Origin of the sequence: Rhodovulum sp. MB263 (assembly GCF_002073975.1) — a bacterium.
In the GTDB taxonomy this organism is placed as follows: domain Bacteria; phylum Pseudomonadota; class Alphaproteobacteria; order Rhodobacterales; family Rhodobacteraceae; genus Rhodovulum.
In genome coordinates this window covers 165,188-177,832 of the sequence record NZ_CP020384.1, presented here as the reverse complement: position 1 = coordinate 177,832, position 12,645 = coordinate 165,188, and the positions used below count along the sequence as shown (strand labels likewise).

Annotated in this window: 11 protein-coding genes; 6 read left to right on the top strand and 5 right to left on the bottom strand. The window is 69.2% G+C overall.

The window, feature by feature from the left end; translation table 11 throughout:
* Window positions 1-103: 103 nt before the first annotated feature.
* The 3 genes from B5V46_RS00910 to B5V46_RS00900 all read right to left on the bottom strand — a co-directional run bounded on the left by B5V46_RS00910 (window position 104) and on the right by B5V46_RS00900 (window position 3,450).
* Window positions 104-1,087 (bottom strand): NAD-dependent epimerase/dehydratase family protein, encoded by a 984-nt coding sequence (locus B5V46_RS00910; RefSeq protein ID WP_080614843.1) that lies wholly within the window; start codon window positions 1,085-1,087, stop codon window positions 104-106.
* A gap of 372 nt (window positions 1,088-1,459) precedes the next feature.
* Window positions 1,460-2,266 carry an alpha/beta fold hydrolase gene (locus B5V46_RS00905; protein ID WP_080614842.1) on the bottom strand — a complete coding sequence of 269 codons (807 nt, stop codon included), beginning with the start codon at window positions 2,264-2,266 and terminating at the stop codon, window positions 1,460-1,462.
* A gap of 23 nt (window positions 2,267-2,289) precedes the next feature.
* Window positions 2,290-3,450 (bottom strand): MFS transporter, encoded by a 1,161-nt coding sequence (locus B5V46_RS00900; RefSeq protein WP_196774304.1) that lies wholly within the window; start codon window positions 3,448-3,450, stop codon window positions 2,290-2,292.
* A 95-nt stretch (window positions 3,451-3,545) separates the two neighbouring features.
* Here B5V46_RS00900 and B5V46_RS00895 point away from each other — a divergent pair, with 95 nt between their 5' ends.
* The 6 genes from B5V46_RS00895 (at window position 3,546) to nikE (ending at window position 10,092) form a co-directional block, all read left to right on the top strand.
* Window positions 3,546-4,034, top strand: a complete 489-nt coding sequence (locus tag B5V46_RS00895; protein ID WP_080614841.1) for a MarR family winged helix-turn-helix transcriptional regulator — start codon at window positions 3,546-3,548, stop codon at window positions 4,032-4,034.
* A 912-nt stretch (window positions 4,035-4,946) separates the two neighbouring features.
* Window positions 4,947-6,536: a nickel ABC transporter substrate-binding protein gene (nikA, locus tag B5V46_RS00890; RefSeq protein ID WP_080614840.1), complete on the top strand. Its 1,590-nt coding sequence runs from the start codon at window positions 4,947-4,949 to the stop codon at window positions 6,534-6,536.
* A 4-nt stretch (window positions 6,537-6,540) separates the two neighbouring features.
* On the top strand, window positions 6,541-7,485 hold the full coding sequence (gene nikB, locus B5V46_RS00885; protein ID WP_080614839.1) for a nickel ABC transporter permease subunit NikB: 945 nt from the start codon (window positions 6,541-6,543) through the stop codon (window positions 7,483-7,485).
* The gene (gene nikC / locus B5V46_RS00880; protein ID WP_080614838.1) at window positions 7,482-8,339 is read left to right on the top strand and encodes a nickel ABC transporter permease subunit NikC; all 858 of its coding nucleotides are present in this window, start codon (window positions 7,482-7,484) and stop codon (window positions 8,337-8,339) included. Before nikB ends, nikC begins: the two co-directional genes overlap by 4 nt.
* A gap of 5 nt (window positions 8,340-8,344) precedes the next feature.
* The gene (locus tag B5V46_RS00875) at window positions 8,345-9,100 is read left to right on the top strand and encodes an ATP-binding cassette domain-containing protein (protein ID WP_231119326.1); all 756 of its coding nucleotides are present in this window, start codon (window positions 8,345-8,347) and stop codon (window positions 9,098-9,100) included.
* Entirely contained in the window at window positions 9,097-10,092 is a 996-nt protein-coding gene (nikE, locus tag B5V46_RS00870; RefSeq protein ID WP_080614836.1) for a nickel import ATP-binding protein NikE, read from the top strand. Before B5V46_RS00875 ends, nikE begins: the two co-directional genes overlap by 4 nt.
* Before the next feature lie 412 nt (window positions 10,093-10,504).
* Here the strand turns inward: nikE and B5V46_RS00865 are convergent, their stop codons facing one another.
* The gene (locus B5V46_RS00865; protein ID WP_080614835.1) at window positions 10,505-11,242 is read right to left on the bottom strand and encodes an ethanolamine ammonia-lyase subunit EutC; all 738 of its coding nucleotides are present in this window, start codon (window positions 11,240-11,242) and stop codon (window positions 10,505-10,507) included.
* Window positions 11,239-12,627, bottom strand: a complete 1,389-nt coding sequence (locus B5V46_RS00860; RefSeq protein ID WP_080614834.1) for an ethanolamine ammonia-lyase subunit EutB — start codon at window positions 12,625-12,627, stop codon at window positions 11,239-11,241. Before B5V46_RS00860 ends, B5V46_RS00865 begins: the two co-directional genes overlap by 4 nt.
* Window positions 12,628-12,645: the final 18 nt, after the last annotated feature.

The window sequence follows — 12,645 nt, the reverse complement described above, 5'->3', positions numbered from 1 at the left end:
CGCCCCCGAGACGACATGCTGGGCCGAGGTGACCTGAAACCGGCCGAGACCGACAGTCAGGAAATGCAGACTCTCCCCCCCCGCGCCCAGACTGCGCCCGCATTCAGCACCACCCATATGCCGGCATGGGGGCCATAGAGCCGCCATCACCTGGCCGGCCCCGGTTCTCGGCCAGGTGATGGCGGCGGATGGCGGCAACGAGGACGACATAGATCCCGCCATTGAGCAGCGACAGGAGATAGAAGCCCGCGGCCTCCTGGACATGCGGCCGCGCAAGCACCGGCGCCAGCGCCCCTAGCAGGAAATAAGGAGCGATCAGCCGCAGCGGCAGCCTTGCCTCGGCCGCCGTCCCCTTGGGCGTGATCCGGCAATCGACGAAGCCGCCCCATAACCGGTCGCGCAGCGCCATCAGCGCGCCCCAGGCCGCCCAGGGCCATTGCGCGCAGGGAAACAGGATCCTCTCCCATCCCAGCACCGGGGCATCGGCGGGCCGGGAATGCCCGTCGCGGCGCAGCATCGCGGCGATGCCGAGGAAGGTGACCAGGATCGGCAGGCTGTGGCCGAGAAAGGAGGGATAGGTCACGCCGACGAAGCGCATGTCTAAGGCCAGCGTCGCGGCCGGGATCAGGCTTCCGGCCAGCATGAAGGCGACGAGCCCCGGATAGATGCTCTGGGTGAAGAGGAATTGCAGCTTCAGCCGCGGCGGCAGGCCCGACAGGCAACGCGGCGTATGGCGCAGGAGGATCGTCACCAGGCTGCGCGACCACTGGAATTCCTGGGTCAGCATGTCGGCGAAACTGGCCGGCCCCGCGCCAATGGCGATGGCGTCGATGGCATGGCCGACATAGGCGGCGGCCGCGAAATGGATGACCGCGACCGGCGCATGGGCCCGGATCGCCCGCACCAGCGCCGCGCGGTCGCGGGTATCGCCCTCGACCAGCGGCCTCCAGCGCACCGCATCGGCATGGCCGGTGCTGAGATTGTCGAAGACGACAGGAAGGTATCCGGCCCCCGACAGGCACCGACAGGTGTGACTGCCGATATATCCCGCCCCACCCGTGACGAGAACGGGTATCGCCTTCGACACAGCGCGTCAGGCTCCGGCAATGGTCAGCATCATCGCTTCTGCGAAGCAGGGTATCGTGCGGTCGAGCCCCGCGTCGAGAAAAATCCTCGGCCCGCCGGTCGACGGCCGCCGACCCGACCCGAGCCTGCCCTCAGCCGCACCGGACCGCCGACCGTATCCCCGGCATGGCAGAAGGCCCGGCTCGGGCGTCCCGCTTCGGCGACAGCACCTGCGCCGCCGATGGGGATCGACCGGCCGGATGCAGACCATCGGAAGGTGCTTGCCACGGACAGATCCTGGAAGCGGCACGGCGATGGGCCGCTTTCGCCTGGGGCACAGGGGGGCGCCCGCCCGCGCGGCGGGCGGGCGATTGCAGGGATCAGGGCCAGCCCTTCATCCGGGCTGCGACGACAGAAATCCCAGCAGCCGGGCCGTGAATTCATCCGCGGAATCCGCATTGGAGATATGGGCGGCCCCCTCGATGACGCAGAGCGTCGCCTGCGGCGTCTTTTCCGCCATGCGCCGGCTCAGATCCGGCGGAGACATCCTGTCGAGCGCTCCGGCGATGAAGAACACCGGCATGGCAAGCCCGGCCATCCGTCCGGAGACGTCGAAACCGGCGATGCCACGCGCGACATGCGCGAGCGAGGGGCCATGCGAGGTCGCGGCGATGCCGTGCCAGACCTGACAGGTCCGCATCCCCTCCGGGCTCTCCCGGAAGGCCTCCGAGACCGAGACCTGCCAGTTCTGCTCGAAACGCATCACCGGGCCATGCGGCTCTTCGAAGAGGCGGGCCCAGCCCTCGCTCATCGCCTTGAATTCCTCGGTGGCAGTGTTTTCGAAACTGTTGGCGACCACGAGGCGCCCTATCCTGGCCGGGTGCCGCAGCGCCAGCTCGAGCGCGACCATCCCGCCGAGCGAAAGCCCCACCACATCGAGCGTCCCGATGCCAAGCCGGGAAAGCAGGTGTTCGGTATCGTCGGCAATATCCGCGACCCCGAAGGGCGCGGTCAGGGGAGCGGAGGCCCCATGACCGGCATGATCCGGGACGATGACGCGATATCCCGCCGCGACCAGTGCCGGAATTTGCGGCCCCCAGGCACGGCCGGAATTGCTGATCCCGTGCAACAGAAGGATCGGCCGACCTTGCCCGAACTCCATGTAGTAGTTGCTCCGCCCCTGAACCTCATAATAGGCCATAGGAAGCCTCCTCGTGGATTGTTTCAGAATGTGATGCGTTGGCCGGGCCGAAGCCGGGCAGCAATCAGCCAGAGCACGAGGCAGAGCCCTGCCATCAGGCCCCAGGCCAGGGTGAGATCGGACAGGTATTCGCGCAGAAGACCCGCGATGAGCGGAAGCGCGGCCGCGACCAGGTAGCCGCCGCCCTGGACGAAGCCTGCAATGGCCCCGGCAGCGCTTGCATCGTCTCCGTGATCCATGGCCACGATCAGGCTCAGGGGGAAAAGCGCGCCGATCCCGAGGCCTGCGAAGACCGCAGACGGCCAGGCGAGCGCAAGCGGAGCGAAGATCAGTCCGAGCAGGCCCGCGAACAATGCACCTATGGCGGTGAAGATGGCCGGGCGGCGGTCGGGGGAGCGGCCGACCCAGTAGGAGACGGCAATCCCGGCCACGACCTCGGAAAGCGTGACCACACCCAGCATCAGCCCGGCCATTTCCGCCGACCGGCCCAGGCCGGTATAGAAGGGGGGCAACCATGCCAGCACCAGCGTATAGGCCCCTGTCCCCAGCCCGAAGAATGCCAGCAGCAGCCATGCGCGCGGCGCCCGCGAGACCGGAAGACGCGCCCGGTCCTCCGGAACGGTCTCGGCCGGGTCGGTTGCGCGCCACCAGATCAGGCATCCGATCAGGGAGGGGATAGACCAGATCCCCAAGGCCACTTGCCAGTGAGAGGCCTGGGCGATCCAGGGGCCGAAGGTTCCCGACAGGAAGGCGCCTCCCATGATCGCCGTCGAATAGACCCCCATCAGCCCGGCGGCCGCCGCGCCCGAGCGATGCTTGATCATGATCGGCAGCAAGGCCTGCACGATGGCGATGCCGATCCCGCCGAGAATGGCGGTCATCAGCAGCAGGGCGGCGCTCGACCAGTGCCAACGCAGCAGGTTGCTCAGCAGGATGAACAACAAGCCGAGGATGATGCCGTTTCGCGTGCCCAGAATGCTTTTCAGCCGGGAGGTGAAAAGCAGGCAGACCCCCATCAGGGCGACCGGCAGGGTGGTCAGCAGGCTGGCCCCCGTATCGCTCAGGCCGGTATCGCGCTGGATGGCATCAAGCATCGGCCCGATGGCGGCCATCGTCGGCCGCAGATTGGCCCCGACGACGACGATGGCGGCCGAGAACAGGAGCGTCTCTGAGAATTTGGACAAGTTACCTCCTTCCGTGGCCGCTTGCCACGGAACAGAATGCCGGATATATCTCTACGTAGAGATATTATTATCTTGATGTCAAGACAGGTGCCGGAATGGACAGAGCAAGGAAGGCTGCCGAGCAATGGGCCCGGGAGAAGCCGCATCTCGATATCGGACCGATGGTCCTGCTTGGCCGGCTGGCAGAGGCAGCACTGGTCATATCCCGCGACCGGCTCAACCCGGTCTTTGCCGAGTTCGGCCTTCAGCCGGGAGAGTTCGATGTCCTGGCGACGTTACGGCGAAGCGGGGCGCCCTATGCCGTCACGCCGACCCGTCTTTACGAAGCGGCGATGATCTCGTCCGGAAGCATGACCAACCGGCTGAACCGGCTCGAAGAGGCCGGCCTGGTTAAACGGCAGCCAAATCCCGGGGACAGGCGGGGAACGCTTGTCGCGCTGACACCGGAGGGCCTTGCCCTGATCGAGACGGCGGTCGACATCCATGTCGCCAATCTGCACGCCATCCTGTCCGGTCTGACGGAGCGAGAGCAGGACCAGCTCTCCGATCTGCTGGAAAAGCTTCTGGCGTCCCAGGGCGCCTGACGGGTCGGTCCCGGCAGTGGGCGGAACGGCCGGGCAGCGAAGCTGTGCCGAGGGGCCTGGCCCTGCGGGCGAGGGCGGACCAAGGCGACCGCTCCGTGGAGGACTGCACCGACACAAGGCGAGCTGCGCAGGATGGGGACGAAGCCGGCCATGGCCGCGGTTGTGGAAATGCCCGGCGAAGGCCGTCTCGATCCTCTGCCGGATCCGCTCGGCCGCCGCCCGGTCCCGTGTCAGCCGACGTCGGAAACGACCCCCGATCGGCGCGGGAAGACACCCCTTGCTCACGGTGGTGCACGGCCTCTGACGTGCAGGCTTTCATCTCCGGTCCCGATAATCTCGCGGCGACGGCTTGGGCTGTCGGCAGCCCGACCCGACGGCAAAGGCAGCGGCCGCAGGACGGTTGCACCCGAACCGAAGGCGGCGGGACCCCGAGACCGCGGAGGGCACGGCAGCTCCCCAGAGACCGGGCAGACATAGGTGACGGGCCCGGGCGCGCACCGCCTCGAACGTCCTTCGGATCGGCCCCGGCCGGAACGCGGGCGGGGCCCCTGCCGCCATGGCCGGTCCTGTCGCAGGTAAACACGGCAGCCCGGCCGGGGATGTCGCCGGTTGGCCCTACCCGGCACCGCGACACAGCCGCCGCCGGGTCTTCGCGACCGACTGAAAAGCCCCGTTGCCTGCCCGCCGCCGCAGGGACGACAGACGGCCCGCATGGTCGGCCGTCCTCGATGCGGCATCCGGCGCGGTGCGGGCCTGCCCGCAACCGCGCTGAGGCTCGGCCGCGATGGCTGCGGCATCGACCTGCCCCTCAGGCAGGAAGGCCGGGACCATGGCGCCAGATAATTGACATGACCGCATCGCGGTGAAAAGAAAGTATGAAAATATTTGTCGTTTGTCATACCGGAGAAGGCCGTGCCGTCCCGTCGCTCCCTTCTGGCCTTGCCCCTTTACGGCGCCTGCCTGACCTCTCCGCTGACGGCCCTGGCCGCAGGGCGCGCCACAGATCCCGTGCTGCGCTTTGCCTGGCCGCTGAATGCCGGACCGCTGAACCCGCATCTTTATTCGCCGAACCAGATGTTCGCGCAGAACATGCTCTACGACCCGCTCGTGCGCTACAGGGCCGACGGGCGCATCATGCCCTGGCTGGCCAGCTCATGGATGGTCTCGGAGGATGGCCGGGACTATACCTTTGCGCTGCGCGAGGATGTCGTCTTCTCGAATGGCGAGCCCTTCGACGCGGCCGCGGCAAAGGCCAATTTCGACGCAGTGCTGGCCAACCGGTCTCGCCATGCCTGGCTGGAACTGGCCAACCAGATCGTCGCGACCGAGGTGCGCGCGCCCTTCACGCTGAGGCTGCGGCTGAAGGATGCCTATTACCCCACGCTGCAGGAACTGGCCCTGCCCCGCCCCTTCCGATTCATCGCGCCCTCGCAATTCCGGGACGGCGGCACGAAGGACGGCATCCTGGCCCCGATCGGCACCGGGCCCTGGGTCCTGACCGAAACCTCGCTGGGCGAACGGGACATCTTCCGCCGCAACGACCGCTACTGGGGCCCGCGCCCGGCCTGTGCCGGGGTCGAGGTCAAGGTCATCCCCGACCCCAATACCCGCGCCATCGCGCTCCGCACCGGGCAGATCGACATGGTCTACGGCACCGACGGACCGCTCTCGCCCGACATGTTCGAGGACCTCGCCCGCTCGGGAGATTTCAGCGCCGGCCTCTCGGCGCCGATGGAGACCAGCTCGCTGGCGCTGAACACCGCGCGGGGCGCGACGCGGGATCTGTCCGTGCGCCGGGCCATCAACCATGCCGTTGACAAGGACGCCCTGATCGCGGCCGTCCTGCACGGCACCGAACAGCGCGCCGATGCGCTGTTCGCGCCCAACGTGCCCTATGCCGATATCGGGCTTTCCCCCTACCGCTTCGACCCCGCCGCTGCCGCCGGGCTGCTGGAGGCCGATGGCTGGATCGCGCGCCGCGCCGGGCAGCCCCGGCAGAAGGAGGGCCGGCCGCTGATGCTGGATCTGTGCTTCGTCGGCACCGATGCCGTGGCCAAGGCCAAGGCCGAGATCCTGCAGGCCGCCCTGGCCGCCGTGGGCATCGGCGTCAGCCTGATCGGCGAGGAGGAAAGCAGCGTCTATGCCCGCCAGCGCGACGGCCGCTTCCACATGATCTTCAACCGGACCTGGGGCGCGCCCTACGACCCGCATGCCTTCCTCAGCTCGATGCGGGTGCCCGCGCATGCCGATTACCAGGCGCAGTCGGGCCTGCCCGACAAGGCCGAGATCGACCGCCGGATCGGCGAGGTGCTGGTCTCGACCGACGAGGACCGGCGGCAGGCGCTCTATCGCGACCTGCTGGGACGGTTCCATGAGGCGGCGGTCTATCTGCCCCTGACCCATACCACGGCGATGGCCGTGGCCCGGCCCCGCGTCGGGCCGCTGCGCTTCGGGGCGATGTCGAGCGAGATCCCCTTCGAGATGCTGACCCCGGACGCCTGAGCCCATGAAAGCCTTCATCCTGCGACGATTGCTCTTGCTGATCCCGATGCTGTTCGGGGCCTCGCTGGTGATCTTCCTGATGCTCAGGCTGGGCCCGAGCGACCCGGCGCTGGACTATCTGCGCCTGTCGAAGGTGCCGCCGACGCCGCAGGCACTGGCCGATGCGCGCGAGATGCTGGGGCTCGACCGGCCGCTGGCGGCACAATATCTCGACTGGATCGGCCGCGCGTTCAGGGGCGATTTCGGGATCTCCTATGCCCTGCAGCGTCCCGTGCTGCCGGATATCCTGCATTTCCTGCCGGCGACGATGCAGCTGGCCGGGACGGCACTGGCCTTCACCTTGCTGGTCTCGGTCCCCTTGGGGATCTGGGCCGCGCGCTACCGCGACCGCTGGCCCGACCATGCGGTGCGGCTGGTCGCCTTCCTGGGCGTCTCGGTGCCGAATTTCTGGCTGGGCTTCCTGCTGGTGCTGGTCTTCTCGGTCCATCTGGGCTGGCTGCCGCCGATGGGCCGCGAGGGTCCGGCCAGCCTGGTCCTGCCGGTCGTTGCCGTGGCGCTGATGTCGCTGGCCGTGAATGCCCGGCTGCTGCGCGCCAGCATGCTCGAGGTCGCGGGCCAGCGCCATGTCCGCTATGCTCTGTTGCGCGGGCTGCCGCCACGCATGGTCGAACGCCGCCATGTCCTGCGCAATGCCTGGCTGCCGGTCATCACCGCGACCGGCATGCATATCGGCGAGCTTCTGGGCGGCACCCTGGTGATCGAGAGCATCTTCGGCTGGCCCGGGCTCGGGCGCTATGCGGTCACGGCAATCCTGAACCGGGACTATCCGGTGATCCAGTGCTTCACCCTGCTGATGGTGGTCATCTTCGTGTTCTGCAACCTCGTCGTCGACATCCTTTACGCCCTGGCCGATCCGCGCATCCGTCAGGCCACGGAGGCGCCGCAATGAGCCTCGCGCTGCGCCGCCGACAGGCCGGGCCGGTCTGGCGCAGGCTGCGTCTGGGCGCGGCCTGCCTGATCGTCGCGCTGCTGGTTCTGGCCGCGCTGATCGGCCCCGCGCTCGCCCCGTTCCAGCCCGACGCGGTCGACATCGCCCACCGCCTGCAACCGCCCGGCGACGGTCACCTGCTGGGGACCGACCATCTCGGGCGGGATATCTTCTCGCGGCTGATCGCGGGCACGCGGACATCGCTTGGCTGCGTCGCCGCGACGCTCGCGCTGATCCTGGTCATGGGGCTCGGACTGGGCGGGCTGGCGGGCTATGCCGGCGGGCGGATCGACCAGGCGATCATGCGTGTCGCCGACATCTTCATGACCTTCCCGACGCTGATCCTGGCGCTGTTCATGATCGGCATGCTGGGCACCGGGCTGGTCAATGTCATCATCGCCATCGCCCTGTCGCACTGGGCCTGGTATGCGCGGATCGCCCGCGGCATCGTCATGTCGATGCGCCACCGCGATTTCCTGCTGGCGGCGCGCCTGGCCGGGGCGAGCCGCGCCCGCATCTTCGCCGAGCACCTGCTGCCCGCGACCTTCTCGCAGATGATCGTCCTGGCCACGCTCGATGTCGGGCACATGATGCTGCATGTCTCGGGGCTGTCCTTCCTCGGGCTGGGCGTTCAGGCGCCGACCGCGGAATGGGGGGTGATGATCGCCGATGCCCGCCAGTTCGTATGGACCGCGCCGATGCTGATCTTCTGGCCCGGGCTCGCGCTGTTCCTCACCGTCATGGCCTTCAACATGCTGGGCGACGCGCTGCGCGACCGGCTGGACCCCGGCCTGGTCGGGGAGGCCGCGCATTGAGCCGGGTGCTCTCGATCGAGGGGCTGAGCGTCGCAGCCGGCGGCCGCCCGCTGCTGCGGGATCTGACGCTCGAGATCGCACAGGGCCGCACGCTCGCTCTGGTCGGCGCCAGCGGATCGGGCAAGTCCACCGCCTGCGCCGCGGCGCTGGGGGTTCAGGCGGCCAACCTCGCCGTCCGCGGCCGGGTCTGTCTCGATGGCAGGCCGGTGGCGCCCGGGCAGCTGCGGGGACGGGTCGTGGCCTCGATCCTGCAGAACCCGCGCAGCGGCTTCAACCCGCTCCGGAGCATGCGCGACCACATGCGCGAAACCTGCCGGGCGCTGGACCGGCCCTGGTCCGAAGCGGCCGCGCAAGACCTGCTCGCCGAGGTGGGGCTCGAAGACCCCGGGCGGGTGCTTGGCCTTTACGCCTTCGAGATGAGCGGCGGCATGCTGCAGCGCGTGGCCATCGCACTGGCCCTGCTCGGCGGGGCGCCGTTTCTCTTCGCCGACGAGCCGACCACGGATCTCGATCTGGTGGTGCAGGCGCGCATCCTCGATCTCATGGAACGAAGCCGGGACCGGGCGAGGCTGGGCCTCATGCTGATCACCCATGACATGGGCGTCGTCGCGCGGCTGGCCGATGAGGTGGCCGTGCTGGAGGCCGGTGCCCTGGTCGAGCGGGGACCGGTCGGACAGATCTTCCACGCCCCGCGCCATCCGGTGACGCGGATGCTGGTGGCGGCGCATCTCGCCCTTTACGGACAGGAGCTTCCGGCATGAGCCTGCTTGCCGCCCGCGGCCTGTCGCATTGCTATCGCAGCCGTCCGCTGCTGGGTCCGGCCAGAACGCATGCGGCGCTGTCGGAAGTGTCGCTCGAGATCGACGAAGGCGAGACCGTCGCCCTGCTCGGGCGCTCGGGCTGCGGCAAGAGCACCCTCGCGCGGCTTCTCTGCGGGCTGGAGAGGCCCACGACAGGCGAGGTGCTTTTCGAGGGCATGCCGCTGGAGGCGTGCCGCGGCGCAGCGTGGCTGAGGATGCGCCGCGCGGTGCAGATGGTGTTCCAGGATTCGCCCGATGCCACCAATCCGCGCCAGACCGTCGGCCGGATCGTCGCCGAGCCGCTGCGCCATCTGACCCGGCTGGACCGCAAGGGCCGCGAGGCGCGCGTCGCCGAGCTGCTCGATCTGGTCGAGCTGCCGCCCCGGATCGCCCGGATGCGCCCCGGCCAGCTCAGCGGCGGCCAGTTGCAGCGGGTCTGCATCGCCCGCGCCCTGGCCCCCGAGCCCCGGCTGGTCATCCTCGACGAGGCGGTGTCCAATCTCGATCTGCATCTGCAGGCCAGCACGCTGGCCTTTCTGGGCGAGATCCGCCGCAAACGCGGCATCGCCTGCCTCTTCATCACCCATGACCTGCGTCTGGTAAGCCGCTTCGCCGACCGCGTGCTGGTGATGGACCGGGGCCGGATCGTCGAGGAGGCCCCTTCCGCGGAACTCGCCACGCTCTCGCATCCCGCCTCGCAGGCCCTCCGCGAGGCCATCCTGCCGCCTTTTCCCGGCCGCCCGGCCGTCGGCAAGGCCGCGCCTCTGCCTGAAAACGCAGCCGAAATCCCGCCCGAGGCCCCGACAACGCCTGCCGGCATCTCCGTTATCCCCGTTCCCGGGGGGCGAACGGCCGGGGCGGAGATCCTATCCCCAGAATCTGGGGAAGAACCTGTGGGTAACCCGCGGCAAACGGCATCTTCCTTAACCCTTTCTGGCCTGCCTAAAAATTAGGCGGTTTTCGGGACGCAGCCGCCGACCGCAACCGGACCGGGCCCCTCGCGCCGGACCCTCGCGAAAATCCCGGAAATTCGCCTCGGACGGGCCTCTCTCTGCGCGCCGCAGCGGACCCGCCTCATCCGCCCGTGGGCAAGAAGCGCCCGACCGTTTCCCGACCGGGAAATACAAGTCGACCCGGCCCGCGCGGAAACCGGATATGCTTGAAACGCGGACAGGCCATCGCCATCAGGGTAGGTGAAAAGGTCAGGGCGCGGCCCCGGACCGTTCGAGCCGGATGGCCGCCAAGATCGCGGCGACAGAAGCCGGGGCCGCGGCGTGATGGCAGAAGCGTCTCGCCCGCCGCCCGACGGTCCTTCGGAACGGCCGCGCAAGGCAGGACCGCGACCCGGCCCGCCCGGGCAGCGCGTTAGGGGGCAAGTGTCCCGGCCGGGTGCGCTCCGCTTTCATCCTTCAGCGCGACGCCGGTCCGGCCCAGCTTGCGGGCAGCCGCGATCAGCCAGGCGATGCGCGCGGCCGCCGCCTCGGGCGAAAGCCCACCCGTGCGGTGGATGTTCGAGACGCAGTTCCGCGCACTGTCCCTCGTGACGGGCACGGGGTTGGCGGTGAGATAGGCCCCGAGGCTGTCCGAGACGCTGAGCCCCGGGCGCTCGCCGATCAGCATCAGGCACATCGCGGCCCCCATCCGCCGGGCGATGTCATCGCCAAGCGCCACCCGCGCACCCTCGGCCAGGATGACGGGCGTGGCGTCCAGCTCGGGCAGCGCCGCGCGCAGGGCCGCGATCACCGGCGCGGCATGGGCCAGCGCCGGGGCCGAGAGCCCGTCTCCGACCACCACGACGAGCGGAGCGCCGGTGCGCGGCAGATCCACCGGCCCGGCCAGATGGCGGCCCAGATCGGGGCGCCGCAGATAGATGCTGCGCGCGACCGCCCGGCTTTGCACCCGGATCGTAGCCAGCGGGGTCAGCGCCGCGGCAAGCGCGTCCCAGTCGGGCCGGGCATGGATCGCATCGCGGGCCGCGGCATGGGCCTCCTGAAACGCCAGAAGCGCATCCAGCGGTGTCGGGCCCGCCGCCGCATCCAGCCGCACCCGGGCGGGCGTCATCGCCCGCAGCCGTCCGAACCCCGTGCTGACGCTGCCGCTCATGTCGGAATCCCCATCCGCTTGCCCAGCGCCGCCGCATCCGGCAGCGCGGCCGGGCCCGCCGCGCCCTGCGCCAGCCCCGTCTTCGCCAGCCAGGCCTCGAATTCCGGCGCGGGCCGCAGCCCGGTCACCTCGCGCAGATAGCCGATATCCTCGAAGGCGAGGCTCTGATAGCCCAGCATCACGTCATCGGCGCCGGGCACGGTGATCAGGAAGGTCACCCCCGCCCGGGTCAAGAGCGTCATCAGCACGTCCATGTCGTCCTGATCGGCCTCGACATGGTTCGTGTAGCAGACATCGACCCCCATCGGCAGGCCCAGGAGCTTGCCGCAGAAATGGTCCTCGAGCCCGGCGCGGATGATCTGCTTGCCGTCATAAAGATATTCCGGCCCGATGAAGCCCACGACGGTGTTGACCAGCAGCGGCTTGTAGGCGCGGGCGACACCATAGGCGCGGGCCTCCAGCGTCTGCTGATCGACGCCGTGATGGGCATCTGCCGAAAGCGCCGCGCCCTGCCCGGTCTCGAAATACATCAGGTTGTCGCCGACCGTGCCCCGGCCGAGACTGCGCCCGGCCTCCAGCGCCTCGGACAGCATCGCGAGGGTGACGCCGAACCCCTCATTGGCGGCCTCGGTCCCGGCGACCGACTGGAACACCAGATCGACCGGCGCGCCCTCCTCGATCAGCCGGATCGCGTTGGTAACGTGGGTCAGCACGCAGGTCTGGGTCGGGATGGCGAGACCGGCGACCATCTCGTCCAGCGCCGCCAGAAGGCCCGCGCAATTCGCGAGGTTGTCCGAGGCCGGGTTGATCCCGATCACCGCATCGCCCGCCCCGAAGAGCAGCCCGTCGAGCGTCGAGACCGCGATGCCGCGCGCGTCATCGGCCGGGTGGTTGGGCTGCAACCGGGTCGACAGCGTCCCGGTCCTGCCGATGGTGTTGCGAAAGGCGGTCACCACCTCGACCTTGCGCGCCACCCGGATCAGGTCCTGATTGCGCATGATCTTCGACACCGCCGCGACCATCTCGGGCGTCAGCCCCGCTGCTGCGGCGGCAAGGCTTGCCGCATGGGCCGCGGGCGACAGAAGCCAGTCGCGGAAATCGCCCAGCGTCATCGCCGCGAAGGGGGCGAAGGCCGCAGGGTCGTGACTGTCCAGGATCAGCCGCGTGACCTCGTCCTCCTCATAGGGCACGACCGCCTCGGTGAGGAACTCGGCCAGCGGCAGATCGGCCAGAACCCGGCGCGCCGCGACCCGCTCGGTGGCGCTGGCGGCCGCGATCCCGGCCAGCTGATCGCCCGAGCGCTCGTGCGTGGCCGCGGCCAGCAGCCTCGCCAGGGACCCGAAGGTGAACTGCTCGCCACCCGCGGTGGCACTGTATCGAGGCATCTTTCCCGCCTTTCCCGG